A 24,510-nucleotide genomic window follows, 5' to 3' on the forward strand; every position below is an offset into this window, starting at 1 on the left:
TCGTGCGTCAGGATGGGCCGGTGAGCACACACCCGGGCGGCGACGACCGCGACGTGCTGGACCGTCCGGCGCCACCGCCTGACCTGCAGGTCCGCTACGGCCCGCTCGCCGAGCACCTCGCCGACGTCCGCTGGCCGGTGGGTGACACGCCCGCGGCGGCGCTGGTCGTCGTGGTGCACGGCGGCTTCTGGCGCAGCGAGTACGACCGCAGCCACACCGGACCGCAGTGCGCTGGCCTGGCCGCGGCCGGGTTCGCCGTTTCCGCCATCGAGTACCGCAGGACCGGCCAGGAGGGCGGCGGCTGGCCCGGCACGTTCGAGGACGTCGACGCCGCGCTACGCACGGTGCCCGGCCTGGTCGCGGCCGCCGCCCAGCAGGAGCGCCGAGCCGTCGACGTCACGCGCACCGTGCTGCTCGGCCACAGCGCCGGCGGCCAGTTGGCAGCGTGGGCCGCGACCCGCAGCTATCCCGGGGTGGTTGGCGCCGTGAGCCTGTCCGGCGTGCTCGACCTCGCGCTGGCCGACGCACTCCGGCTGGACGACGGGCCGGACGGTCCTGCCGTGCACGCCCTGCTCGGCGGCAGCCGCGACCAGGCGCCCGAGCGGTACGCGGCCAGCGACCCGACCCGACTCGGCGCACCCGCGATCCCGGTCGTGGCCGTGCACGGCGACCGGGACGGCATCGTCCCGCTCGAGCTCAGCCGGTCGTACTGCGCGGCCACCGGGCAGCGGCTCGTCGTGCTACCCGGTGTGGGGCACTTCGCGCCGATCGACCCCTTCTCCGGCGCCTGGCCGCAGGTGTTGGACGCGGTGCGCACGCTCGCGTCCTGACCGGCAGGGCGCAGCGATCGGGCGAACTCGGTGAGCCGGACCCCGCTACCGCTGGGTAGCCTGCCGTGGTGCCACCCGTCCCCGCCGCGACCCCCGCTCCCGTGGCGGACGACGTCCGCGAGCGCGACTGGGACGGCGTCCGGCTGCACGTGGTGACCGGCAAGGGCGGCACCGGCAAGACCACGGTCGCGGCGGCGCTGGCGCTCGCACTGGCCGACCACGGCAAGCGGGTGCTGCTGGCCGAGGTCGAGGAACGGCAGGGCATCTCGCAGCTGTTCGACGTGCCGCAGCCCGGGTACGCCGAGGCGCGGATCGCCGCCGGGCTGGACGGCGGCGACGTCTACTCGCTGGCCGTCGATCCCAAGGCCGCGCTGATGGAGTACCTGCAGATGTTCTACAAGCTGGGCCGGGCCGGCGGACTGCTGGAACGGTTCGGGGCCATCGACTTCGCCACCACGATCGCGCCGGGCGTGCGGGACGTGCTGCTCACCGGCAAGGTCTACGAGGCAGTCCGGCGGCGCAGCGGTGGCCGCCCCCAGTACGACGCCGTGGTGCTGGACGCGCCGGCGACCGGGCGGATCACCCGTTTCCTGGACGTGAACTCGGAGGTCGCCGGGCTGGCCCGGGTCGGCCCGATCCGCAAGCAGGCGGACTCGATCACCACGCTGCTCCGCTCGCCGCAGACTGCTGTGCACCTGGTGACCCTGCTGGAGGAGATGCCGGTCCAGGAGACGCTGGACGGGGTCGCCTCGCTGCACGAGGTGGGTCTGCCGGTCGGCGGCATCGTGCTGAACCAGGTGCGCGAGCCGATCCTGCCCGCCGGGCGGCTGGCTACCGCCGCCAAGGGCAGGCTGAGCCGGGCCGAGGTCGTGCGCGGCCTGAAGGCGGCCCGGCTGCCGCACGGCACCGCCGACGCCGTGACCCTCCTTCACGAGGCCACCGAGCACGCCCAGCGCGTCCTGCTGGAGCAGCGCGAGCGCGCCGAGATCGACGCGCTGGACCGTCCGGTCTACGAGCTTCCCGCGCGCAGCGAGCTGATCGACGTCGGGTCGCTCTACCGGCTGGCCGAGCAGCTGCGCGAGCAGGGGATGGCATGACCCCCCGGGAGCGGGTCGGCGCTGTCCTGGACGTTGACGCCCTGCTCGCCGACCCCGGCACCCGGATCGTGGTGTGCTGCGGCTCGGGCGGCGTCGGCAAGACCACCACGGCCGCCGCGCTCGGCCTGCGCGCCGCCGAGCAGGGGCGTCGGGTGGTCGTGCTGACCATCGACCCGGCACGGCGGCTGGCGCAGTCGATGGGGCTGGTCGAGCTGGACAACACCCCGCGGGAGGTGGCCGGCGTCGACCTCTCGGCCGGCGGGCGGCTCGACGCGATGATGCTCGATATGAAGCGCACCTTCGACGAAATCGTCGTGGCGCACTCCACTCCGGACAAGGCCGAGCAGATCCTGGCGAACCCCTTCTACCAGGCGCTGTCCAGCTCGTTCGCGGGCACTCAGGAGTACATGGCGATGGAGAAGCTGGGCCAGCTGCGTGCCCAGGCCGACCGGGACGGCAGCTGGGACCTGGTCGTGGTGGACACACCCCCGTCCCGCTCGGCGCTGGACTTCCTGGACGCACCGGCGCGACTGGGCTCGTTCCTGGACGGCCGGTTCATCCGCCTGCTGTCCGCACCGGCCAAGGCCGGGGGGCGGGCGTACCTGAGGGCCTTCTCGGCCGGCATGACCGCCGTGACCGGTGCGCTGACCAAGGTGATCGGCGCCCAGGTGCTCAAAGACGTACAGACCTTCGTCGTCGCGCTGGACTCCATGTTCGGTGGCTTCCGAGAGCGAGCGGACGCGACGTACAAGCTGTTGCAGGACGACGGCACGGCGTTCCTGGTGGTCGCGGCCCCCGAGCGCGATGCCTTGCGCGAGGCCGCCTACTTCGTGGAGCGGCTGGCCCGCGACGACATGCCCCTGGCCGGACTGGTGCTCAACCGGGTGCACGACCTGGACCCGTCGGCGCCGTCCGCCGAACGCGCGCTGGCCGCGGCCGAGACGCTGGCCGAGCAGACCGGCAACCCGCTGACCGAGCAGCTGCTGCGGCTGCACGCCGAGCGCGTCCGGGTGGCCGAGCGCGAGGTGCTGATCACCGAGCGGTTCACCGGCGCGCACCGGCTCGTGCCAGTCCGCCGGGTGCGAGCCAGGGCGCAGGACGTGCACGACCTGCCCGGGCTGCGCGAGATCGGCGCCGACCTGGCCGGCTGAGCGTGCATGCGCCGGCGGCTGCCCCCAAACAAGAGAAATGGGGGCATCCGAGTCCGTCAGTTGCCCCAGTGCTCTGGTCTCGGTGGTGCGCTCAGACGGCGAGCACGTCCACGTCCGCCCCGCCGCTGCTCAGGTGCTCGGCGCGGGCGGTCTCGAGCAGCCGCCGCCAGGACTGGACGTTCGGGCGCTTCTTGAGCAGGGCCCGGCGCTCGCGCTCGGTCATTCCGCCCCAGACGCCGAACTCGGTGCGGTTGTCCAGCGCGTCGGCGAGGCACTCGGTGCGCACGACGCACCCCATGCACACGGCCTTGGCCCGGTTCTGCTCCGCCCCTTGCACGAAGAGGTCGTCCGGGTTGACCTGGCTGCACGAACCGCGCATTGCCCAGTCGCGCTCCCAGACCTGACTGCTGATCGTCTCGCTCATCCCCGCACTCACCTCTGTCGTGTCACCCAGCGGCATCTCGGCTGCTGCGGTGATGCCCCATCCCCGGTGCTTCGACGGTATGAGTACGGGCCCGTTGCGGGCTATGACCCTTTCCGGCCATTCCTGTGCTCAGGATGACTAGTCATTTCCTCGACAACCAGCCAAGATCTTCACCGCACTACCACGCAGGAATCGGAGGTTGCGCACCGGTTCGGTTAGGCTGGATCGGCCGTGAGCACGCGGGCATGAGCAGACGAGGAGCACGGATGACGATGCGGACCGACGACCGCGGAAGCGGCTTTGCCGGGATCATCGCCCTGCTCGCAGCCTTCATCGGCACCTCGGTGGTGGCCGGCCTGATCGGCGCGGGTCTGTTCATGCCCTCCGTCGGGGCTGCTGGCGCGACCGCCCGCTCCGGGGTCGACTTCTTCGACGCGCTGCCCGACGAGTTCGAGCAGAGCCCGCTGGCCCAGCAGTCCAGGATCCTGGACGCCGACGGCCACGTGATCGCCACGTTCTACAACGAGAACCGCATCGTCGTCCCGCTGTCCAAGGTCGCCAAGATCATGCAGGACGCGCAGATCGCCATCGAGGACACCCGCTTCCGCGAGCACGGCGGCATCGACCCCAAGGGCGTTCTTCGTGCAGCGGTCAGCAACGCCTCCAGCGGTGAGTCCGCCCAGGGCGCCTCGACGCTGACCCAGCAGTTCGTCAAGCTCACCCTGCAAGAGAATGCGCTCTCGGCCGGCGACGAGGAGGGCGCGCTCGCGGCGGTGGACAAGAACTTCGGGCGCAAGATCCAGGAGATGAAGTACGCGATCACGCTCGAGAAGAAGATGAGCAAGGACCAGATCCTTCAGGGCTACCTGAACATCGCGTACTACGGCGACGGCGCGTACGGCGTCGAGACGGCGGCTCGGCACTACTTCTCGACCACCGCAGCCAAGCTCACCCTGCCGCAGGCGGCGCTGCTCTCCGGGCTCGTGCAGCAGCCGGGGCGCTTTGACCCGCGCAACCACCCGAAGGCCGCTCTGGACCGCCGCAACGTCGTGCTGAACCGCATGCTGCAGACCGGTGTGATCACCCAGAAGCAGCACGACGCCGCCCTCAAGACCAAGATCGGGCTGAAGATCAGCCCCGCCGGCAACGGCTGTGACACCTCGCCGTACCCGTACTTCTGCGACTACATCTACAACCAGGTGCTGGAGAGCAAGACCTTCGGCGCGACCACGCCAGCGCGCCGCGCGTTGATGATGCGCGGTGGTCTGACGATCAAGACGACCCTCGACCCGTCCGCCCAGAAGAAGGCCCAGAAGGCGGTCTCGGACCGGGTCGCACCCACCAACAAGAGCCACGTCGCGGCCGCGCTGTCCGTCGTCCAGCCGGGCACCGGCAAGGTGCTGGCCATGGCACAGAGCACGAAGTACGGGCGCACCAAGGGCAAGACGACGGTCAACTACAACGTGGACAAGACCTACAGCGGCGGCAACGGCTTCCAGACCGGCTCCACGTTCAAGGCGTTCACGCTGGCGGCCGCCCTGGACGACGGCCAGTCGCTCAACTCGATCGTCGACGCACCGCCGGGGCAGTACAAGTTCCAGCGCAGTGAGTTCAAGACGGGCAGCTGCCAGGACCTGCGGCCGAGCAGCTGGGACCCCGGCAACAGCGAGGGCCACGAGCGTGGCCCGATGACCTTGGCGGACGCCACGGCGCACTCGGTGAACACCGCCTTCGTCCGGCTCGAGGCCGAGGTCGGGATCTGCAAGGTCGCCGACATCGCCTCCAGCGTCGGGGTGCACCTGGCCGAGCCGTCGGCGACCAACCAGCCGGACGAAAAGCTGAGTACCAACATCCGGCCCTACGCCTCACTGACCCTCGGCATCGAGTCCATCGCGCCGCTGACCATGGCGAGTGCCTACGCGTCCTTCGCCGCCGACGGCCAGTACTGCCCGCCGGTCTCGATCACGTCGGCGACCACCCTGGGTGGCAAGAAGATCACGTTGCCCAAGTCGGAGTGCGACCAGGCGATCAAGCAGGACGTCGCGCGGGGTGTGACCACCGCGCTCCAGGGGGTGCTCACCCACGGCACCGCGGCAGGCCGCGGCATCGGCCGACCGGCGGCCGGCAAGACGGGCACGACGAACAACTCCACGGACCTGTGGTTCATCGGCTACACCCCCCAGCTGAGCGCGGCCGTCTGGTTCGGGCACCCCAATCAGAGCCTGAAGATGTTCAACATCGACACCGGTCACGGCAAGATCGGAGGTCAGCTGTACGGCGCCACCCTCTCCGCGCCGATCTGGCAGGCCTTCATGTCGGCGGCCAGCTCCGGACTGCCGGTGGAGAACTTCGGCAGGGCCAGCGACAAGATGATCTTCGGCGAGAAGCTCACCGTGCCGTCCGTGACAGGTCAGTCGATCGACGCCGCCACGCAGGCGCTCAAGGGTGCCGGCTTCTCGGTCACCGTGGGCGACCCGAAGGCGAGCGCCATTCCGGCCGGTCAGGTCGCGGAGACCAACCCGGGCGCCGGATCGCGGGTCACCGCCGGGACGACGGTCACGATCTTCCCGAGCACGGGGGTCCCCCCGCCCGGTGGCCCCGGCCCCGGCGGCCCGGGCGGCCCCGGCGGCCCGGGCACGGGTACGCCGACCTCGAACCCGACGTTCACGTTCCCCAGCCCCACCAGGACCCACAAGCCGCACTGAGCGGGGGAGTCCGAGCCGCCGTCAGCCGGCCGAGGTCAGTTGTCGCTTGACCTCGGCGGCGACGCGGCCACCCTCGGCCCGTCCGGCCACGGCGGCCTGCGCGGCCTTCATCACCTGACCCATGCCCTGGGGGCCCGTCACGCCGGACTGCGCGATCGCCGCGCGGACCAGCTCGGCCAGCGAGTCGTCGTCCAGTTGCGCGGGCAGGTAGTCCTCCAGCACGGCGAGCTCGGCGCGCTCGCGCTCGGCCCGTTCGGTGCGCCCGCCCTCGGCGAAGGCGTGCGCGGCCTCGCGACGCTTCTTGCCCTCCCGACGCAGCACGGCCTGCACGTCCTCGTCGCTGAGCTCGCGGGCGACGTCCCCGGCGACCTCTTCGTTGGTCACCGCCGTCAACACCATGCGCAAGGTGGCGACGCGCACCTCGTCCCGCTGGCGCATCGCCGCAGTCAGATCCGCGCGGAGGGTGTCCTTCAAAGCGCTCATGGTCAGCGAGTCTGTCAGCCGGTGGCAGGATGAACCACTGTGCGTCCCTCGCCTGCCCGCGCCGCTCTGGGCCTCGTCGGACTCGGCGCCGCGTCGGTCGCGGGAGCCGTGGTGGAGAGCCGCGCCTACGTACTACGTCGAATCGAGCTGCCGGTGCTGGCGCCGGGTGCCCGGTCGGTCCGGGTGCTGCACCTGTCCGACCTGCACCTGACGCCGTGGCAGCGTCGCGAACGTGAGTGGGTCCGCGGCCTGGCCGCGCTCGAACCTGACCTGGTGGTGGACACCGGCGACAACCTGGCGCACCTCGAGGCCGTCCCGGCCGTGCTGGACGCCCTGGCGCCCCTGCTGGAGCTGCCCGGCGTCTTCGTGCTGGGCTCGAACGACTACTACGCCCCGAAGCCCAAGAACCCCGCGCGGTACCTGCAGCGTGAAGGCGGCCGCAAGCGGATCAAGGGCACCCGGCTGCCGACCCAGGATCTGGTCGACGGGCTGACCGCGGCGGGCTGGCTGGACCTGGACAACCGTCGCGACCGGCTGGGCGTCGCCGGGCTGGCGATGTCGTTCGTCGGCGTGGACGACCCGCATCTCCGCTTGGACCGTTTTCCCGAGCCCGAGCCGAAGCCCGACCCCAAGTCACAGGTCGCACCGGTGGACCTCGCCGTGGGCGTGCTGCATGCGCCGTACGAGCGGGTGCTGGACGCCATGGCCGGCGAAGGAGCGCGGCTGATCCTGGCCGGGCACACGCACGGCGGCCAGCTGCGGCTGCCAGGCGTGGGCGCCCTGGTGACGAACTGCGACCTGGACCGCCGCCGGGCCCGCGGGGTCACCCGCTGGTGGACCGGTGCGGGTCGAGTCGCGGCAGACCACGCACCGCCGCCGGACGCGTCATGGCTGCACGTCAGCGCCGGGCTGGGCACCTCGCCGTACACGCCGGTGCGGTTCTGCTGCCGTCCGGAGGCCTCGCTGCTCACCCTCACTGCGCCCTGACCCCCTCCGGTTTCAGGGATGGGCCCGGGCTCGGCTACGATGACGTGGCTCCGGTCGACCAGCACGTTGGACGTTGGGGCGCAGCCACGGGGTGTGGCGCAGCTTGGTAGCGCGCGTCGTTCGGGACGACGAGGCCGCAGGTTCAAATCCTGTCACCCCGACCCGGTGATCTCGCGGCCACGCGAGAGCAGAGAAGTGGGGCACTGCGGGCAACCGCGGAGCCCCACTCCTCTTGTTTGGAGGCGAAGCGCGTAGCGTCGCAGCCATGACAAGTCCGGACGCAACCGCTCAGATCGGCGTCACCGGCCTGGCCGTGATGGGACGCAACCTCGCTCGCAACCTGGCCCGGCACGGCTACGTGGTGGCACTGCACAACCGCACCCATGCGCGCACCGAGAGCCTGGTCGCCGAGCACGGCGACGACGGCACCTTCGTGCCCAGCGAGCACCTGGCGGACTTCGTGGCCAGCTTGCAGCGGCCGCGTGCGGTCATCGTGATGGTCAAGGCCGGCGACCCGACCGACGCGGTGGTCGACGAGCTCGTCCCGCTGCTCGACGAGGGCGACATCGTCATCGACTGCGGTAACGCGCACTTCGCCGACACCCGCCGTCGCGAGCGGGCGCTGGCCGAGCGCGGTCTGCACTTCGTCGGTGCCGGAGTCTCCGGCGGCGAGGAGGGCGCGCTGAACGGACCATCGATCATGCCCGGTGGCTCGGCGCAGTCTTACCGCACGCTCGGCCCGATCTTCGAGTCGATCGCCGCGAAGGTCGACGGCACGCCGTGCTGCGTACATGTCGGGCCGGACGGTGCCGGGCACTTCGTGAAGATGGTGCACAACGGCATCGAGTACGCCGACATGCAGCTCATCGCGGAGGCATACGACCTGTTGCGGGCCGGTCTCGGCGCCACCCCTGGCCAGCTGGCGGAGGTATTCCGCGAGTGGAACTCCGGCGATCTCGAGTCGTTCCTGATCGAGATCACGGCGGACGTCCTGGCGCACACCGACGCCGAGACCGGCGCGCCGTTCGTGGACGTCGTGCTGGACCAGGCCGAGCAGAAGGGCACCGGCCGCTGGACCGTCCAGGACGCGCTCGAGCTCGGCGTGCCGATCACCGGCATCGCCGAAGCCACGTTCGCCCGCTCGTTGTCCGGTCATGCGGAGCAGCGATCCGCTGCGGCCCAGGCGTTCTCGACGCCGTCCGCCGAAGGCTTCGCCGGCGACCAGCAGGCGTTCACGGACGACGTCCGCCGAGCCCTGTACGCGAGCAAGGTCGTCGCCTACGCGCAGGGCTTCGACCACATCGCGGCCGGCAGCCAGCAGTACGACTGGGACGTCGACCGCGGCGCGATGGCCACGATCTGGCGCGGCGGCTGCATCATCCGGGCCAAGTTCCTGGACCGGATCCGCGAAGCGTACGACGAGGACCCGAACCTGCCCACGCTCCTGGTCGCCCCGTACTTCGCCGGTGCCGTCCAGGACGGTGTCGACAGCTGGCGCCGGGTGGTCGCGGCGGCCTCCCAGGCCGGCATTCCGACCCCTGCGTTCTCGTCGTCGCTGGCGTACTTCGACGCGCTGCGCCGTCCCCGACTGCCCGCCGCACTCATCCAGGGGCTGCGCGACAACTTCGGTGCGCACACCTACCGGCGCACCGACCGCGACGGCGCCTTCCACACGCTGTGGGCGCAGGACCTCAGCGAGAACGAGGTCTGACCCGGTCGGGCGTCAGGCTCGACGTCAGCACTTCTGCGAGCGCGCGACGTTGGTCGCGTGCGGCGACTCGTCGCCGTTCGCGGGCGTGTAGGTCACGGTGATGCACTCGCCTGCGTGCAGGTCGCTCTCCTTGACCCCGTCGGCGCTGGTCGTGATGAAGCACGTGCCCTTCGTGTCGTCGTCCGCACCGACGCAGAACGCCGGGATGGTGCTCTGGATGCGAGCCGTCAGCGACTGCGTGCCATCGTCACCGGAGCACGCTGGCAGCACAGCTACCGCGGCCGCGCACAGGAGGGCCAACAGACCGGCCCCATTGCTTCTCATGGCACCGTCTGTCGGACGACACCCGGCCGAGGTTGAGCCGGTGGGGCGCTGCCCACCCGAATGGAGGGCGTGGCAGGCTCGGGCCATGACGCAGCTGCCTGACTGGGAGGCCCGGTTCCGCGCCCGCCGGGTAGGTATGCCCGACTTCGCCCGCGACGCCGAGGACCGGACCGTCGTCGCGGCCACCACGTCCGGCGGCACGATCGAGCTGCACTGGTGGTCGGTCGGGGACGACGAGCCCGCTCCGGCGACCGACCGGCCCGAGGGCACCGCGCACGGCACGCTGGACCCCAGCGGTGACCACCTGTGGTGGTTCGACGACCGCAAGGGCGACGAGCGGGGGGTCTGGCGCCGCCAGCCGTACGGCTCAGCGCCCGGCCAGGCGACGGACGCGACCGGCCTGCCGGCGGCCTACAGTGCCGGGCTGGCGCTCGGCCGCGGGGTCGCTGTGGTGGCCAGCACGGACGAGGAGTACGGCGTCCGGGTGCACGCGATCGGCACCGACGGGTCGCCCCGGCTGCTGTACGAGCACGTCGAGGAGGCCTACGTCGGCGACCTGTCGCGGGACGAGTCGCTCGTCGTCCTGGCGCACAGCGAGCACGGCGACTCCCGGCACCCGGCGCTGCGGGTGCTCCGGGTCGCGGACGCCACCGTCGTGGCCGACCTGTGGGACGGTCCAGGCAAGGGTCTGGACGCCATCGCCTTCTCGCCGGTCGCCGGGGACCCGCGGCTGGTGGTGACGCACGAGCGGGACGGCGTCCCGGCGTTGCTGGTCTGGGACCCCACGACGGGCACTGAGCAGCGCGTCGACGTCGCCCTGCCCGGCGAGGTCGAGGACGCCGACTGGTGGCCGGACGCCCGCAGCGTGGTCGTCGCGATGTCCCATCAGGCCCGCACGACGCTGGCTCGGGTCGAGCTGGATTCGCTTGCCGTGCAGCGGTTCGGGCCGACCGCGGGGACGGTCCGGTCGATGGCGGTGCGGGCCGACGGCGAGGTCTGGGCGAGCTGGTCGTCAGCCGCGACGCCGACCAGCGTCCGGCGGCTCAACGTGGCCCGACAGGACGAGGGCGAGGTCGTGCTGGCCGCCCCAGGCCCGGCCGCGCCCGGGTCGGTCGCGGTGGAGGACGTGTGGGTCGACGGCGCGGGCGGCCGGGTGCACGCCTTGCTGCGACGGCCGGTCCCCTCCTTGGGTCCGCAGCCGGACGGTCCGTTGCCGCTGGTGGTCGAGGTGCACGGCGGCCCGACCCACCACGACGTGGACGCGTTCGGCCCCTACCCGAGCGCCTGGGTGGACCACGGGTTCGCCGTGGTCCAGGTGAACTACCGCGGTTCCACCGGTTACGGGTCCGCCTGGCGCGATGCCTTGGAGGAGCGGGTCGGTCACGTCGAGCTCGAGGACGTGCTCGCCGTCCGGGACCACCTGGTGGCCACCGGGATCGCCGACCCGACCCGCGTCGTCCTGGCCGGGGCCTCGTGGGGTGGCTTCCTGACCCTGCTCGGGCTTGGCACCCAGCCCGGTTCCTGGGCACTTGGGCTGGCCGGGGTGCCGGTCGCCGACTACGTCGCCGCCTACGAGGACGAGATGGAGGGCCTGAAGGCCTTCGACCGTTCGCTGTTCGGTGGTTCGCCGGAGCAGGTCCCGCAGCGCTACGCCGACTCCAGCCCGATCAGCTACGTCGACGCGGTGGACGTGCCGGTGCTCGTGCTGGCCGGTGAGAACGACCCGCGCTGCCCGATCCGGCAGATCGAGAACTACCTCGTCAGGCTGGCCGAACGCGGTGTGCCGCACCAGGTCTACCGGTACGACGCGGGGCACGGCTCGATGGTGGACGACGAGCGGGTGCGGCAGATGCGGGTCGAGCTGGACTTCGCCCTCGAGCACCTGCAGGTATGAGGTGAGCGAGCGATGAGCACCGCGTCCGGCACCCCGCTGCTGATGGCCATCGACGGCAACAGCCTGCTGCACCGCGCGCACCACGCCCACGAGCACAGCGGCCAGCGAGACCTTGGCGGTCGTCCCACCTGGGGGCTGCGCGGCATGGTGGCAGCGATCGGCGGCGCCGCAGCCCGGCTCGGCCCGGACGCGGTGATCGTCGGCTTCGACTGCGCGATCGCCTCGCGCCGCCGCGAGGAGTACCCGGAGTACAAGGCGGGGCGCGCAGAGAAGGCGGATGAGCTCGTCGACCAGCTCACCGGAGCCGCAGAGCTGTTGCGCGCGTGCGGTTTCGCCGTCGTCCAGCACGAAGGCTGGGAGGCGGACGACGTCCTGTCCTCCGCGGCCGCACTGGCCCGGGACCGCAGCTGGCGGTGCACCGTGGTCACCAGCGACCGGGACTCGTTCGCCTTGATCGACCAGACCACGTCTGTGCTGCGGATCATCGCCGGCGGTGTGGACGCCTCGCCGCTGCTCACCCCCGCGCGGCTGCCGCTGCTGTGCGGGGTGCAGGCGGGACAGTACCGGGACTACGCGGCCATCCGCGGGGACGTGTCCGACAACCTGCCCGGTGTGAACGGGATCGGCGCCAAGACCGCGGCGAAGCTGCTGACCGCCTTCTGGAGCGTGGCCGACGTCTACGCGGCCCTCGACGGTGGACGGGTGGACGAGGTCGTGGCCGTCGTCGGTCCTGCGGCCGCCCGACGGCTGGTCGACCCGGTGGCGCGGACGAACGTTGCTCGCAACCTGCACCTGATGTCGATGCGCCAGGACCTGCCGATGCCGAGCCTGGAGGCGATGCGGGTGCCGATGGACCTGGTGCGGCTGCAAGCCGGGCTGCTCGAGCGGGACATCCGGCTCGGGCCGTCGTTGTGGGCCCTGACCGGCAGCCCGCCGCCCGGCCAGGACACCTGGGCCCGGATCGCCGAGCAGGAGGACCTGCCGGCGGCCCCCGCAGCCGAAGTGCCGGCTGCGCCGGTGCCCGTCGCCAGCGTCGCCGAGGACGACCAGCTCAGCCTCTTCTAACCGCGCCCCGCCGCCGCCCGTTTGTTGACCACGTTATGTGGGTGACGTGCCACCTCTCGAGGGTTGTGCGCCACGTTAGGCAGGCTTAGAACTACTTAACGTGGTCAAAATCGGCGGCCGGCGGAGGGGTCAGCGGCCGGTGCCGCCGTAGACCACGGCCTCGACCTCGGTGGCGTCCAGCCCGAACGCCGTGTGCACGGCGCGGACGGCGGAGTCGACGTCGTCCGCGCGGGTGACCACCGAGATCCGAATCTCGGACGTCGAGATCATCTCGATGTTGACGCCGGCCTCGGCGAGCGCCTGGAAGAAGGTGGCTGAGACGCCGGGGTGGGTCCGCATGCCGGCGCCGACCAGCGACACCTTGCCGATCTGGTCGTCGTACTGCAGGGACCCGAAACCGACCTCGCCCTGGATGCCCTCGAGGGTCGACATCGCGATGACCCCGTCCGTCTTCGGCAGGGTGAACGAGACGTCGGTCAGCCCGGTGGCTGCGGCCGAGACGTTCTGCACGATCATGTCGATGTTGATCTCGGCGCGAGCCACGGCCTGGAAGATCGCGGCGGCCTTGCCGGGCTGGTCGGGCACGCCGACGACGGTGATCTTGGCCTCGCTGCGGTCGTGCGAGACGCCCGAGATGATCGCCTGCTCCATTTCCTGACCTTCCGTGTCCGTGTCGATGACCCAGGTGCCCTCGCGCTGGCTGAACGAGGAGCGAACGTGCACCGGCATCCGGTAGCGCCGGGCGTACTCGACGCAGCGCAGGTGCAGCACCTTGGTGCCGCAGGCCGCCATCTCGAGCATCTCCTCGCTGGTGATCCTGGCGATCCGTCGCGCGTTCGGCACGATCCGCGGGTCGGCGGTGAACACGCCGTCCACGTCGGTGTAGATCTCGCAGACGTCCGCACCGAGGGCGGCCGCGAGCGCCACCGCGGTCGTGTCCGAGGCGCCACGTCCGAGGGTGGTGATCTCCTTGGTGTCCTGGCTGACGCCCTGGAAGCCGGCCACGATCGCGATGTGCCCCTCGTCGATGGCCTGCCGGATCCGGCCGGGGGTGATGTCGATGATCCGGGCCTTGCCGTGCGCGGAGTCGGTGATCACGCCGGCCTGGCTGCCGGTGTAGGAGCGGGCCTGGTGGCCGAGGTCGTGGATGGCCATCGCGACCAGCGCCATCGACATCCGCTCGCCCGCGGTGAGCAGCATGTCCAGCTCGCGGGCGGGGGGCAACGGCGAGACCTGCTGGGCGAGGTCGCGCAGGTCGTCCGTGGTGTCCCCCATCGCGGAGACCACCACGACGACCTGGTTGCCGGCCTGGGCGGTGTCCACGATGCGCCGGGCGACGCGCTTGATGCTCTCGGCGTCGGCGACGGACGAGCCCCCGTACTTCTGCACGACCAAGCCCACGGTGCCCTCCGAATCTGATGCGACGACTGCGCGGACGAGTCTATCGAGGGACGCGACGTGACTTCGGGGCGCCCGCACTGCGAGACCGCTGTCTCACCGGATGGCGTCGGCGCAGATCTGTCCACTGTCGGCGGTGCCCGCTAGCGTCGCCGGCATGACTCTTCGTCCCGCCGTCATCGAGCTCGTCGTCACCGACATGGCCGCCTCGGTCGCCTTCTACCGCCGGCTCGGACTCGAGCTGCCCGAGGACGCCGGATCCGCGCCGCACGTCGAGATCGACCTGGGCGGTCTGCGGCTGGCGCTCGACACGGTCGAGACGATCAAGAGCTTCGACCCGGGCTGGACGCCGCCGTCCGGCGGTCACCGGGCGGCGCTGGCCTTCGAGTGCGACAGCCCGGCGGACGTCGACGTCAGCTACCGCCGGCTCACCGACGCCGGCGCGGTCGGCCACCTGAAACCGTTCGACGCCTTCTGGGGCCAGCGCTACGCGACCGTGCACGATCCGGACGGCACGCCGATCGACCTGTTCGCCGCCCAGGCCACCAGCGGCTGAGCCCAGCCTTGGACGGCCTGTGACCGCCGCGATCCCTACCGCTCGGACGAGCGACGCGCGCGATAGGCCGCGACGGCGTTGCGGTTGCCGCAGGCGGTGCTGCAGAACCGTCGCGACCGGTTGCGCGAGAGGTCGAGGACGACGCCGCCGCACTCCTGGTCGGCGCACACGCCGAGCCGGGACAGCTCGTCGGCGCGGATCACGTCCACCATCGCCATCGCAGTCTCCACGGTGACCCGGGTGACCAGCGACGCCTGCGGCGGGACGGCGTGCACGTGCCAGTCGAAGGGGTCGTGACGCACCAGCTGGGGGACCGCCCGCGCATCGGCGAGCATCGCGTTGACCAGCTGCACTGCATCGTCCCGGTCCGCCGTCAGCACCCGGCGGAGCACCGGACGCAAGGCTCGCAAAGCGTCGAGCTCGGCCAGGTCACCGTCTCGCCGTCCGGTGTACGAGAACTCCTCGTACCACTCGTCCAGCTCCTCGACGGTGGTCATCGTGTCGGGCGACTCACCGGTGTTGACCAACACGACGGCAGCCTGCAGCGACGCTTCGGTGTCATGGGTGAAAAGCACGTTGACAGATTACACCCGCGAGCCCTAGCGTCATGATCTATGGCCACCATTGCTCATGACATCGCGGGGACCGGGCCCGTCGCCCCAGCCGACCGGCTGGCCGCCGCGTCTGGCTCTCGGCTGGCGGCGGGTCTCGCCTTCGCGGTGGTGTCGGCCACGACCTTCGGCATGTCCGGGGCACTCGCCACGGGATTGCTGGGCACCGGCTGGAGCGCCGGGGCCGTCGTCCTGGTCCGGGTCGGCATCGCCGCCCTGGTCGTCGCGCCGTTCGGCGCCCTGGCGCTGCGCGACCGCTGGCACCTGCTGCGCCGCAACGCCGGCCTGATCACGATGTACGGCGTCCTCGCGGTGGCCGGGTCGCAGTTCTGCTACTTCTCCGCCGTCGCCCGGATGCCGGTCGGGCCGGCGCTGCTCATCGAGTACACGGCGCCGGCCACCGTGGTGGTCTGGCTGTGGCTGCGCCACGGTCAGCGTCCCGGCCCGGTCACCCTGATCGGGGCGGCTTTGGCCGCGGTCGGGCTGGTGCTGGTGCTCGACGTGCTGTCCGGTGCGCACCTGAACACCGCAGGCGTCCTCTGGGCGCTCGGCGCCATGATCGGTGCAGCGTCCTACTTCGTGATCTCGGCCGACACGAGCAACGGGCTGCCACCGCTCGCGCTGGCCGCCAGTGGGCTGGTGGTCGGCGCCGCCGTCCTCGGCCTCCTAGGTCTGGTCGGACTGCTGTCGATGGACACCTCGACCGCTTCGACCAGCTACTCGGGCCACGTGTTCGCGTGGTGGGTGCCGCTCGTCGTCCTCGGCCTGGTGACCGCCGCCGTCTCGTACACCACCGGCATCGCGGCGGGGCGCCGCCTCGGCTCGCGGTTGGCCTCGTTCGTCGCACTGCTCGAGGTGGTCGCCGGCGTCGGCTTCGCGTGGCTGCTGCTAAACCAGCTGCCGCGCAGCGTGCAGCTGCTCGGCGGCCTGCTGATCCTGGCCGGGGTGGTCGGCGTCAAGCTCGGTGAGCGGGACGCCGTCGCGGGTTCGAGCGCCGCGACGACGGCCCGCGCCACCTCACGGTGACCGCAGTCCCCCCACCGCCAACGCCGGAGCCAGATCCGCGACCCGCGCGTCGCGCTCACTGACCGGCCGCAGGCCGAGCCGGCGCTCGATGCTGGCCATGATGGACGTCGTGTCGTAGACCGTGTGGTCGACGCCGGAGCGGGTGAACGCGGCCGAGAGCACCAGGGCCGGAATCCGGGTGCTCGGTCCGAACGCATCGTGCACGCCGACGGTGCTGCCCATGCCGGGGGGCGAGACGTGGTCCCACTGGCCACCGAACTCGTCGTACGTCACCACGACCAACGTGTGCTTGGCCTGGGGACCCTTCTCGACTGCGCGCAGCAGGTCGACCAGGTGGTCGCTGCCGTTCGGCTCACTGGCGTAGCCGGGGTGCTCGTTCTCGGCACCGTACGGCTTGACGAAGCTCACCGTCGGCAGGGTGCCGCGCTTGGCCGCCTTGATGAACTGCGTCTCGTCCTTCAGGTGCGCGCGTCCGGGCTGGCCGGGCGCGTAGGCGGCGAAGTAGTTGAAGGGCTGGTGGTGGAACTGGAACAGCGGTCCGGGATGGCCCGCCTCCGCGTCAGCCCAGCCGCCCGAGTACCACGCCCAGCTGATGTGGGCGGCGGACATCCGGTCACCGATGTTTGGGTACTGCGTGTCATCGATCAGCGGGATCTTGGCACCGTTGCCGAACGGTGGGCTCGCCGGCTGCACCGTGTTGACCGCGTAGTTCCCGCACGCCTGCGAGAAGTCCGTAGGTGCGCCGTTGTCGCAGACCTGGGTCAGCTGGCCGTCGACCACGCCGGGTCCGGCCGTGTAGAGCGGGAGGTAGCTCGTCGGCATCCCATTGGAGTCGATGACGGAGTGCGCCGCACCGCCGAAGGCGCCGCCACTGGTGTCGACCGGCGCCCGGGCGGCGATCAGGTACTGGTGGTTGAGGAACGACCCACCGAACGCGCCCTGGAAGAACCGGTCGGCGACCACGTAGTTCGGAGCTGCCTTGGAGTGCAGGTACCGGTAGATGGGCAGCGACGTGGTGTCGTAGTGGCCCATGGTGAGGCCGAAGGAGTCGCTGGCCGTCACGTAGCGGTTCTGCATGCCGCCGTTGATCTGGTACTGCTCCTGATAGAAGCGGTGCACCAGGTCACGGGTGCAGCCCCCAGGCAGTCCCGTCCCCTTGAGAACACCGTTCGGGGCGAAGACACCGGGCGCCGGGCAGGTGGTGTCGGCGGGGCCGATGAAGTCGTCGATGCTGAACGGACCGTTGGCGAAGCTGCTGCTGGGCACGCTGTGCGCCGGGTCGTGGCACCAGCCATCAAGCGGCGGGGACGTCAGGTTGACGTCGTCCTGCAGCAGGCAGCCGTAGGCGGTGCCGTCCTGCGCGACCTGGGTGGCGTGCTGGGCGGTGGCCGAGGCCAGGCCGTCGACCTGCTGACCGCCGACCTTGCCCCAGCTGCCGAAGAGGTTGTCGAAGCTGTGGTTCTCCTGGTAGATCACCACGAGGTTGGTGATCTGCGGGGGCTTGCCGTGCTTGGCCGCCGCTTGGTGCCCCGGTGGACTGCCGGCGGCGGCCTGCACACCGGCCGCACTCACCAGGAGAGCCAGAACCGCTGAGAACGCGAGTTGACGACGCACGAGATCCTCCTCGTCGAGGACGTGCCCGCGACCAGCCGGCGGCCGGTCGTCTCGGCCGGTCCCGAGGCTAGACCCGGCACGCGAGGTCGGAAAGCCGAGAACTCCCCGACCGTGAACCGGCTGCCCTACCGAAGGCGGCCGTGCTCACGCTGGCCGCTCGCTAGGCGTTGTCCCGCAACCACTCCAGCGCGCCGACCGCGTGGTCCAGCACCGAGATGTGACCGTCGCCGGGCAACAGCCGCAGCTCGGCGCCAGGGATCCGGGTGGCCAGCCACTCGCTGTGCGCGCTCGGGACGATCCCGTCCTGGCCGCCGTGCAGGAGCAGCGTCGGTGTGGCGATGTCGGCGGGGTCGCACCGCCAGGAGCTCACGTACGCGAGGTCGTCGTCCACCAGACCCCACGGACCGCTTTCAACCGCCGGCCCGACCACGCTGCCCAGCCACGACCACTCCCCCTCGAGGCTCGCCAGGTCAGCGGCGGTGAACTCGGGGTCGTAGTCGACCCCGGAGGTCTCGTAGGCCTCCTTCGACTCGCGCCCGGCAGCCGCGGCGCCGAGCGATGCCTTCCCCGACGCGATCATGCCGGCGAACCAGTCGAGCCCGTCGGCGTCGAACGGCGCCAGCCCGGCCATGCTGACCGCGCCAACTACGCGGTCGCCGAGCGACGCGGCGCACGCCAGGGCGTGCGAGCTGCCGCCGGAGTGGCCCACCACGGCGAACCGGTCGACGCCGAGGGCGTCGGCGACGCGTCCGACGTCCGCCGCCGCGGTGGCCATGTCCCGCCCCGGACGTCGGGTCGACCCGCCGTACCCGGGCCGGTCGTAGGACACCCAGCGCAGCCCCAGCCGGTCGGCCGCGGCGAACAGTGGTCGAGGTGGCGCGCCGATGTTCGGGGTGCCGTGGTGCCAGAACACGGCGAGCCGGTCGTCGCCGGGATCACCGGTGTCGTAGGCGTGCAGCGTGCGAGCGTCGTCCAGTCGGACGTCGTGCTCGCTGGTCATCGAGGAGCTCAGGGGTGCAGTGCGTCGAACTCGGCGTCGGCGACGAGCTCCTCGTCGGCGTCCAGCCTCAGGTGCGCCAGGATCGACTGGACGACGCGCAGCGCGCTCGCCGCGCGGGTGCCCCAGCTCGACAGGTACGAGAACTGCCACCACCACAGCGCCTCATCGACCCGGCCGGCCTCGAAGTGACGCAGGCCGTGGGACAGGTCCGAGGCGATCGTGGCCAGGTCGCCGGACAGCGAACCGTGCACGACCTCGCCGGACACGATCGGGTCGACGACGTCGGCGTAGTCGTCCAGCCCGGTCAGCACGTTGGACAGCGCGCCGTGCAGCGGGTCTACGTCCGGCTCGGGGCCTGAGTCGGGCTCGAACCGCTCGGTCGGGACCACGTCGCCGATCGCGCCCAGGCGGGCGCCGGCAACCAGGACCTGGCTGACGGCGAGGAGCACGATCGGCAGCGCGACGTCCGGGCTGGTGCCGCTGGCGACCGTGGTCGTGGCCTCGAGGAAGGCGCGGACGTCGATCGCCGTGTCGGCCGCCAGCCGGGTCAGCTCGCCACGCTCGTTCTCCACGTGCTCGCTCGCGGCGTAGGCGCCGCCCACGGGTGTGTCAGACATCGAGCAGTCTCCGTCCCTCGAAAGCTCGTCCCAGTGTGACCTCATCGGCATACTCCAGGTCACCGCCGACCGGCAACCCCGACGCGATCCGGGTCACCCGCAGCCCCATCGGGCGCAGCAGCCGGGCCAGGTAGGTCGCGGTGGCCTCGCCCTCGAGGTTCGGGTCGGTCGCGATGATCACCTCGGTGACCTCGCCGTCGGCCAGTCGCGTCATGAGCTCTTTTGTGCGCAGGTCGTCCGGCCCGATGCCGTCGATCGGGCTGATCGCGCCACCCAGGACGTGGTACCGCCCGCGGAACTCGCGGGTCTTCTCGATCGCGACGACGTCCTTGGGCTCCTCGACCACGCACAGCACGGTCGGGTCGCGGCGCGTGTCGCGGCAGATCCTGCACAACTCGGCCTCAGAGACGTTTCCGCAGGTCAGGCAGAAGCGGACCTTGTCCTTGACCTCGGTCAGCGCGTGCACCAGCCGACGGACGTCGACCGGGTCGGCCGCGAGCAGGTGGAACGCGATGCGCTGGGCGCTCTTCGGCCCGACCCCGGGCAACCGCCCGAGCTCGTCGATCAGATCCTGGACGGCGCCCTCATACACAACCGAGAGCCTACGTCCTCCCGCTGACGCTCTGCCCGGCCGCCGCGCCAGCCAGCACAGCGGACCTGGTGACCACCCAAATGATCACCTCGGTCTGGCTGCCATCACCAACAGAACGCGGTGATCACACGGGTGGTCAGGCCTCAGGCGTCCGTCTCGTCGATCACGGTGCCACCGAGCAGCCGCTCGACGACCGGGCGGCCGACCAGGTCGCTGTCGGCAGCGTCCTCGTCGTCCTCGCTGGGGACGTCGTCGGCGAGCGTGACCGTTGAGCGCTCAGGACGGCGGTACTGCGCCGCCGCCTGAGTGGCCGCCTCACGACGTGAGATCGCCCGCGCAGATTCGGGCGCTGGCGCTGGTGCAGGCGCCGGTTCGGGCGCCAGTTCGGGCGCTGGTTCGGGCGCTGGTTCGGGCGCTGGTTCGGGCGCTGGTTCAGGCTCCGGTTCGGGCTCGCGGTCGGCCGCCGCAGGGGCGTCCCAGCCGTCCGATCCGGACGTCGATCCGGACGTCGCGCTTGACCCCGAGCCGGAAGACGTCGTCGCGGCCGGTGGCGGTGCGGAAGTCGTCGGGGGCGACGCGGCCGGGGTGGACGCCGGCGGGCCGGCCGAGCCGGCGAACCCACCGCGAGCGCCCGGCGTGCTCGGCACCGAGTCGCCGTGCACCGCGTCGACCTGTGCGTCCAGGGCAAGAACCTCGATCAGCGCCTGCCGGACGAAGTCGCCGTGGGCACCGGCCCGGAAGTTCGCGGCAGCCCCCTCGGACGCGATCCCCAGGGTCACCTTGCGCCCGTCGAACGCCAGCACCTGCGCGTCCTTGACCAGCATGAACGTGACCTTCTTCATGCCGAAGAGCCGGGTGGCGACGTCTGGCCAGGCGTGTCGGATCGCCTCGACGTCCAGCGAACCGGACGCCGCAGGCTCCCCTTGCACCGGCGCCGCCGGGGCCGCTGCGGCGGGCTGCTCGGCGGGAGCCGGCCGCGGCGTCCGCTCAACCACCGGCTCTGGCTCTGGCGGGCTCTGCGCCACGGCGGACTCGGTAACCGTCGCGGACTCGGTCTCGGACTCGGGCGGGGCCGCTGGCCCGGCAGCAGATGCGGCAGCAGCAGGCGCAGCCACCGAGAGTCGCCGCTCGATCCGGTCCAGCCGGGCGCCGTACCCGGCCTCACCGTCCGCGGCCGGTAGCAGCACCCGCGCGCACAGCAGTTCGAGCTGCAGCCGCGGGGCGGTCGCGCCGGTGAGCTCGGTCAGCCCGTTGTTCACGACGTCGGCGGCGCGGGAGAGCTGCGAGCTGCCGAACCGGACGGCCTGGTCGCGCATCCGGTCGAGCTGGTCCTGGGGCAGCCCGCGCAGGATCGAGCCGGCACCCTCGGGCACAGCGCTGACCACGAGCAGGTCGCGCAGCCGCTCGAGCACGTCCTCGACGAACCGGCGCGGCTCGTGGCCGGACTCCACCACGCGGTCGACCACCTTGAACACCGTCGCCGCGTCACCGGCGGCGAAGGCGTCCACCACGGCGTCCAGCAGCGTCGCGTCGGTGTAGCCGAGCAGCGAGATCGCCCGCTCGTAGGTCACACCCTCGTCGCTGGACCCCGCGATGAGCTGGTCCAGCACCGAAAGCGAGTCGCGCACCGACCCACCGCCGGCCCGGACGACGAGCGGCAGTACACCCTTGGCCACCTCGACGCCCTCGCGCCCGCAGAGCTCGGCGAGGTAGTCCTGCAGCCTGGCCGGCGGCACCAGCCGGAACGGGTAGTGGTGGGTGCGCGAGCGGATGGTGCCGATGACCTTCTCCGGCTCGGTCGTGGCGAAGATGAACTTCACGTGCGGCGGTGGCTCCTCGACCACCTTGAGCAGCGCGTTGAAGCCCGCCGAGGTCACCATGTGCGCCTCGTCGATGATGTAGATCTTGAACCGGCTGACCGCGGGGCCGAAGGCTGCCTTCTCACGCAGCTCGCGGGCGTCGTCGACGCCGCCGTGGCTGGCCGCGTCGATCTCGATCACGTCCACCGTGCCGGCACCGCCACGGGCCAGCCCGACGCACGAGTCGCACTCACCGCAGGGGACGTCGGTCGGGCCCTGCTCGCAGTTCAGGCAGCGCGCAAGGATCCGCGCGGACGTCGTCTTGCCGCACCCACGCGGGCCGCTGAACAGGTACGCGTGGTTGACCCGGCCCGTCCGCAGCGCCTGGCTCAGTGGCTCGGTGACGTGGTCCTGGCCGATGACGTCGGCGAACGTCTCAGGGCGGTAGCGGCGGTAGAGGGCGGTCGACACGAGATGACCCTAGCCCGCCGTCCCGACAGGCCCGCTGCGGTTGCCGGCTTCAGTGCTCTGGGCCAGGTTGGTCGTGACCACCCCACCCGATGACCCAGCCGAGCCGAGGAGCCCCCATGGATGCGACGAACCCGCCGCTGGCGGTCGTGATGGGCGTGTCCGGCACCGGCAAAACCACCATCGGGGAAGCGCTCGCCGCGCGCCTCGGGCTGGACTACCGGGACGCCGACTCGTTCCACCCGCAGGCCAACATCGACAAGATGGCCGCCGGCCACCCGCTGGACGACGACGACCGGGCACCGTGGCTGGCCGCCATCGGGCGGTGGCTGGCCGAGCACGACTCCACCGGCGGGGTGGTGAGCTGCTCGGCGCTGCACCGCGCCTACCGGGACGTGCTGCGCGCCGCCGCCCCGCGGGTCCGGTTCCTGCACCTCGCCGGAGACCCCGACGTCATCGCCACCCGCATGCGCGAGCGGCCCGAGCACTTCTTCAAGGTCGAGATGCTCGCCTCCCAGCTCGCGACCCTCGAACCCCTCGAGGACGACGAGCCCGGCGTCACCGCCGACCTGTCCGACCCGGTCGACCAGATCGTCGACCAGTTCCTCGCCGCACTCACGCCCTCTGGAGGCCCCTCGTGAGCACCGCGTTCTGGACCGCGGACCCGATCAGCGACGCCAGTTCCGGCCAGCTGTTCGCCGCCGCGCTGATCGGCATCGCCGTCATCGTCGTGCTGATCACCTGGCTGAAGGTGCACCCGTTCCTCGCGCTGACCATCGGGTCCCTGCTGACCGCGGCGCTCGCCGGTGCCGAGGTGGCAAAGGGGGTCACCAGCTTCTCGGCCGGCGTGGGAGCAACCGTCGCGTCGGTGGGCGTCCTGATCGCCTTGGGCGCCATGTTCGGCAAGCTGCTCGCCGACTCCGGCGGCGCCGCGGAGATCGTGGACACGATCGTCGACCGGTCCAGCGCTCGCACGCTGCCGTGGGCGATGGCGCTCGTCGGCGCCCTGATCGGTCTGCCGATGTTCTTCGAGATCGGGCTCGTGCTGCTGGTGCCGATCATCCTGCTGGTGGCCCAACGCTCAGGTCAGCCGCTGATGAAGATCGCCATCCCGACGCTGGCCGGCCTCTCGGTGCTGCACGGCTTCGTCCCGCCGCACCCCGGCCCGCTCGCCGCGATCGGCGTGCTCAAGGCCGACCTCGGCGTCACCCTGGCGCTCGGCCTGCTGATCGCCATCCCGACCGTGATCATCGCGGGACCGCTCTTCGCGCCGATCGCCGCCCGCTGGGCGCCGGTGATGGCCGCCGGCCCGGCCATCGAGGAGACGGTCGGCGCGCAGGGCGCCGGTGACCCGACGCGGGCCAGCTCGATGCATCCGACCGGTTCGACTGGTTCCACGGACTCGACCGACTCGACCCACTCGACGGACTCGATGAAGTCGACGGGGTCGACCGACGCCGCGCCCACGCGTCAGCAGAGCGTCACCGGACGACGTCCCAGCTTCCCGGTCACCCTGGCCACCGTGCTGCTGCCCGTGGTGCTGATGCTCGGCAAGGCGGTCTCGGACATCTGGCTCGACGAGAACTCGCTCGCCTACAAGACGCTGGACTTCCTCGGTACCCCTCTGGTTGCCCTCCTGCTCGCGGTGGTCGTCGCGATCTTCACCCTCGGCGTCGGCACCGGCATGGACAAGAACCAGCTCTCCAAGTCGTTCGAGACATCGCTGCCCCCGATCGCCGGTCCGCTGCTCATCGTGGCCGCCGGCGGCGGTTTCAAGCAGGTGCTGGTGGACACCGGCATCGGCGGGGCCATCGGGGACGCGATCGGCGGCAGCAGCATCTCGCCGCTGCTGCTGGCGTGGGTGGTCGCCGTGCTGATCCGCCTCGCCACCGGCTCGGCCACCGTCGCGACCATCACCGCGGCCGGCATCATGGCGCCGCTGGCCGGGTCGATGTCGACCGGCGAGACGTCCCTGCTGGTCCTCGCGATCGGTAGCGGCTCGCTGTTCTTCAGCCACGTGAACGACGCCGGGTTCTGGCTGGTCAAGGAGTACTTCGGCCTCACTGTCGGGCAGACCATCAAGAGCTGGTCGGTGATGGAGACAATCATCTCGGTGACCGGCATCATCCTGGTCATGCTGATGTCGCTGGTCGTGTAG

22 protein-coding genes and 1 tRNA gene are annotated in these 24,510 nt (G+C 71.4%); 13 read left to right on the plus strand and 10 right to left on the minus strand.

Annotated elements, in window-relative coordinates; translation table 11 throughout:
• The first annotated feature begins 20 nt into the window (after nt 1-20).
• The 3 genes from ACPPVT_RS21585 to ACPPVT_RS21595 all read left to right on the plus strand — a co-directional run bounded on the left by ACPPVT_RS21585 (nt 21) and on the right by ACPPVT_RS21595 (nt 3,078).
• On the plus strand, nt 21-830 hold the full coding sequence (locus ACPPVT_RS21585) for an alpha/beta hydrolase family protein (RefSeq protein WP_426563964.1): 810 nt from the start codon (nt 21-23) through the stop codon (nt 828-830).
• A 65-nt stretch (nt 831-895) separates the two neighbouring features.
• Nucleotides 896-1,927: an ArsA-related P-loop ATPase gene (locus tag ACPPVT_RS21590; protein ID WP_426563966.1), complete on the plus strand. Its 1,032-nt coding sequence runs from the start codon at nt 896-898 to the stop codon at nt 1,925-1,927.
• Nucleotides 1,924-3,078 carry an ArsA family ATPase gene (locus ACPPVT_RS21595; protein WP_426563968.1) on the plus strand — a complete coding sequence of 385 codons (1,155 nt, stop codon included), beginning with the start codon at nt 1,924-1,926 and terminating at the stop codon, nt 3,076-3,078. The genes ACPPVT_RS21590 and ACPPVT_RS21595 overlap by 4 nt, the downstream gene beginning before the upstream one ends.
• Before the next feature lie 91 nt (nt 3,079-3,169).
• Here ACPPVT_RS21595 and ACPPVT_RS21600 read toward each other — a convergent pair whose 3' ends face one another.
• Nucleotides 3,170-3,457: a WhiB family transcriptional regulator gene (locus ACPPVT_RS21600; RefSeq protein ID WP_426567231.1), complete on the minus strand. Its 288-nt coding sequence runs from the start codon at nt 3,455-3,457 to the stop codon at nt 3,170-3,172.
• Nucleotides 3,458-3,768: 311 nt separating this feature from the next.
• On the opposite strand from ACPPVT_RS21600, the gene ACPPVT_RS21605 reads away from it, so the two are divergent.
• Complete coding sequence (locus ACPPVT_RS21605) at nt 3,769-6,207, plus strand: penicillin-binding protein (protein ID WP_426563970.1); 2,439 nt, start codon at nt 3,769-3,771, stop codon at nt 6,205-6,207.
• Between the two features lie 21 nt (nt 6,208-6,228).
• On the opposite strand, the gene ACPPVT_RS21610 is transcribed toward ACPPVT_RS21605, so the two are convergent.
• The gene (locus ACPPVT_RS21610; protein ID WP_426563972.1) at nt 6,229-6,690 is read right to left on the minus strand and encodes a GatB/YqeY domain-containing protein; all 462 of its coding nucleotides are present in this window, start codon (nt 6,688-6,690) and stop codon (nt 6,229-6,231) included.
• A 39-nt stretch (nt 6,691-6,729) separates the two neighbouring features.
• Here ACPPVT_RS21610 and ACPPVT_RS21615 point away from each other — a divergent pair, with 39 nt between their 5' ends.
• The 3 genes from ACPPVT_RS21615 (at nt 6,730) to gndA (ending at nt 9,388) form a co-directional block, all read left to right on the plus strand.
• Nucleotides 6,730-7,677 carry a metallophosphoesterase gene (locus tag ACPPVT_RS21615; protein WP_426563974.1) on the plus strand — a complete coding sequence of 316 codons (948 nt, stop codon included), beginning with the start codon at nt 6,730-6,732 and terminating at the stop codon, nt 7,675-7,677.
• An 87-nt stretch (nt 7,678-7,764) separates the two neighbouring features.
• Nucleotides 7,765-7,838, plus strand: a tRNA-Pro gene (locus ACPPVT_RS21620).
• 104 nt (nt 7,839-7,942) lie between these two features.
• Complete coding sequence (gene gndA, locus ACPPVT_RS21625; RefSeq protein ID WP_426563976.1) at nt 7,943-9,388, plus strand: NADP-dependent phosphogluconate dehydrogenase; 1,446 nt, start codon at nt 7,943-7,945, stop codon at nt 9,386-9,388.
• Nucleotides 9,389-9,412: 24 nt separating this feature from the next.
• Here gndA and ACPPVT_RS21630 read toward each other — a convergent pair whose 3' ends face one another.
• Nucleotides 9,413-9,712: a hypothetical protein gene (locus ACPPVT_RS21630; RefSeq protein WP_426563977.1), complete on the minus strand. Its 300-nt coding sequence runs from the start codon at nt 9,710-9,712 to the stop codon at nt 9,413-9,415.
• Nucleotides 9,713-9,797: 85 nt separating this feature from the next.
• Between ACPPVT_RS21630 and ACPPVT_RS21635 the strand changes: the two genes are divergently transcribed.
• Complete coding sequence (locus ACPPVT_RS21635; RefSeq protein WP_426563979.1) at nt 9,798-11,606, plus strand: prolyl oligopeptidase family serine peptidase; 1,809 nt, start codon at nt 9,798-9,800, stop codon at nt 11,604-11,606.
• 12 nt (nt 11,607-11,618) lie between these two features.
• Nucleotides 11,619-12,671, plus strand: a complete 1,053-nt coding sequence (locus ACPPVT_RS21640; RefSeq protein WP_426563981.1) for a 5'-3' exonuclease — start codon at nt 11,619-11,621, stop codon at nt 12,669-12,671.
• Nucleotides 12,672-12,800: 129 nt separating this feature from the next.
• Here ACPPVT_RS21640 and ACPPVT_RS21645 read toward each other — a convergent pair whose 3' ends face one another.
• A complete protein-coding gene (locus tag ACPPVT_RS21645) occupies nt 12,801-14,072 on the minus strand; it encodes an aspartate kinase (protein WP_426563983.1) in 1,272 nt (423 codons plus the stop codon).
• Nucleotides 14,073-14,226: 154 nt separating this feature from the next.
• Here ACPPVT_RS21645 and ACPPVT_RS21650 point away from each other — a divergent pair, with 154 nt between their 5' ends.
• On the plus strand, nt 14,227-14,625 hold the full coding sequence (locus ACPPVT_RS21650) for a VOC family protein (protein ID WP_426563985.1): 399 nt from the start codon (nt 14,227-14,229) through the stop codon (nt 14,623-14,625).
• 35 nt (nt 14,626-14,660) lie between these two features.
• Here ACPPVT_RS21650 and ACPPVT_RS21655 read toward each other — a convergent pair whose 3' ends face one another.
• Nucleotides 14,661-15,200: a CGNR zinc finger domain-containing protein gene (locus ACPPVT_RS21655; protein WP_426563987.1), complete on the minus strand. Its 540-nt coding sequence runs from the start codon at nt 15,198-15,200 to the stop codon at nt 14,661-14,663.
• A 39-nt stretch (nt 15,201-15,239) separates the two neighbouring features.
• Here ACPPVT_RS21655 and ACPPVT_RS21660 point away from each other — a divergent pair, with 39 nt between their 5' ends.
• On the plus strand, nt 15,240-16,262 hold the full coding sequence (locus tag ACPPVT_RS21660) for an EamA family transporter (protein WP_426563989.1): 1,023 nt from the start codon (nt 15,240-15,242) through the stop codon (nt 16,260-16,262).
• Here the strand turns inward: ACPPVT_RS21660 and ACPPVT_RS21665 are convergent.
• The 5 genes from ACPPVT_RS21665 to ACPPVT_RS21685 all read right to left on the minus strand — a co-directional run bounded on the left by ACPPVT_RS21665 (nt 16,254) and on the right by ACPPVT_RS21685 (nt 22,355).
• Nucleotides 16,254-17,876, minus strand: coding sequence for an alkaline phosphatase family protein (locus tag ACPPVT_RS21665; RefSeq protein ID WP_426563991.1), 1,623 nt, complete (start codon nt 17,874-17,876; stop codon nt 16,254-16,256). The two genes, ACPPVT_RS21660 and ACPPVT_RS21665, sit on opposite strands and share 9 nt — an antisense overlap.
• Before the next feature lie 160 nt (nt 17,877-18,036).
• Entirely contained in the window at nt 18,037-18,876 is an 840-nt protein-coding gene (locus tag ACPPVT_RS21670) for an alpha/beta fold hydrolase (RefSeq protein ID WP_426563993.1), read from the minus strand.
• Between the two features lie 8 nt (nt 18,877-18,884).
• The gene (locus ACPPVT_RS21675; protein ID WP_426563995.1) at nt 18,885-19,493 is read right to left on the minus strand and encodes a DUF5063 domain-containing protein; all 609 of its coding nucleotides are present in this window, start codon (nt 19,491-19,493) and stop codon (nt 18,885-18,887) included.
• Nucleotides 19,486-20,085 carry a recombination mediator RecR gene (gene recR, locus ACPPVT_RS21680; protein WP_426563996.1) on the minus strand — a complete coding sequence of 200 codons (600 nt, stop codon included), beginning with the start codon at nt 20,083-20,085 and terminating at the stop codon, nt 19,486-19,488. The genes ACPPVT_RS21675 and recR overlap by 8 nt, the downstream gene beginning before the upstream one ends.
• Before the next feature lie 143 nt (nt 20,086-20,228).
• The gene (locus ACPPVT_RS21685) at nt 20,229-22,355 is read right to left on the minus strand and encodes a DNA polymerase III subunit gamma and tau (protein WP_426563998.1); all 2,127 of its coding nucleotides are present in this window, start codon (nt 22,353-22,355) and stop codon (nt 20,229-20,231) included.
• Nucleotides 22,356-22,471: 116 nt separating this feature from the next.
• Here ACPPVT_RS21685 and ACPPVT_RS21690 point away from each other — a divergent pair, with 116 nt between their 5' ends.
• Both ACPPVT_RS21690 and ACPPVT_RS21695 read left to right on the plus strand, forming a co-directional pair.
• On the plus strand, nt 22,472-22,993 hold the full coding sequence (locus ACPPVT_RS21690; RefSeq protein ID WP_426564000.1) for a gluconokinase: 522 nt from the start codon (nt 22,472-22,474) through the stop codon (nt 22,991-22,993).
• The gene (locus ACPPVT_RS21695) at nt 22,990-24,510 is read left to right on the plus strand and encodes a GntP family permease (protein ID WP_426564002.1); all 1,521 of its coding nucleotides are present in this window, start codon (nt 22,990-22,992) and stop codon (nt 24,508-24,510) included. Before ACPPVT_RS21690 ends, ACPPVT_RS21695 begins: the two co-directional genes overlap by 4 nt.

The sequence above is a fragment of the Angustibacter sp. McL0619 genome, from assembly GCF_049994355.1.
Lineage (GTDB): Bacteria > Actinomycetota > Actinomycetes > Actinomycetales > Angustibacteraceae > Angustibacter.

What these genes read in the sequence shown, in the direction of transcription:
- ACPPVT_RS21595 (WP_426563968.1), top strand. Translation starts at nt 1,924, where the DNA reads ATGACCCCCCGGGAGCGGGTCGGCGCTGTCCTGGACGTTGACGCCCTG.
- ACPPVT_RS21675 (WP_426563995.1), bottom strand. Translation starts at nt 19,493, where the DNA reads ATGTCTGACACACCCGTGGGCGGCGCCTACGCCGCGAGCGAGCACGTG.
- gndA (WP_426563976.1), top strand. Translation starts at nt 7,943, where the DNA reads ATGACAAGTCCGGACGCAACCGCTCAGATCGGCGTCACCGGCCTGGCC.
- ACPPVT_RS21660 (WP_426563989.1), top strand. Translation starts at nt 15,240, where the DNA reads ATGGCCACCATTGCTCATGACATCGCGGGGACCGGGCCCGTCGCCCCA.
- ACPPVT_RS21600 (WP_426567231.1), bottom strand. Translation starts at nt 3,457, where the DNA reads ATGCGCGGTTCGTGCAGCCAGGTCAACCCGGACGACCTCTTCGTGCAA.
- ACPPVT_RS21690 (WP_426564000.1), top strand. Translation starts at nt 22,472, where the DNA reads ATGGATGCGACGAACCCGCCGCTGGCGGTCGTGATGGGCGTGTCCGGC.
- ACPPVT_RS21610 (WP_426563972.1), bottom strand. Translation starts at nt 6,690, where the DNA reads ATGAGCGCTTTGAAGGACACCCTCCGCGCGGATCTGACTGCGGCGATG.
- ACPPVT_RS21635 (WP_426563979.1), top strand. Translation starts at nt 9,798, where the DNA reads ATGACGCAGCTGCCTGACTGGGAGGCCCGGTTCCGCGCCCGCCGGGTA.
- ACPPVT_RS21650 (WP_426563985.1), top strand. Translation starts at nt 14,227, where the DNA reads ATGACTCTTCGTCCCGCCGTCATCGAGCTCGTCGTCACCGACATGGCC.
- ACPPVT_RS21630 (WP_426563977.1), bottom strand. Translation starts at nt 9,712, where the DNA reads ATGAGAAGCAATGGGGCCGGTCTGTTGGCCCTCCTGTGCGCGGCCGCG.
- ACPPVT_RS21605 (WP_426563970.1), top strand. Translation starts at nt 3,769, where the DNA reads ATGACGATGCGGACCGACGACCGCGGAAGCGGCTTTGCCGGGATCATC.
- ACPPVT_RS21670 (WP_426563993.1), bottom strand. Translation starts at nt 18,876, where the DNA reads ATGACCAGCGAGCACGACGTCCGACTGGACGACGCTCGCACGCTGCAC.
- ACPPVT_RS21640 (WP_426563981.1), top strand. Translation starts at nt 11,619, where the DNA reads ATGAGCACCGCGTCCGGCACCCCGCTGCTGATGGCCATCGACGGCAAC.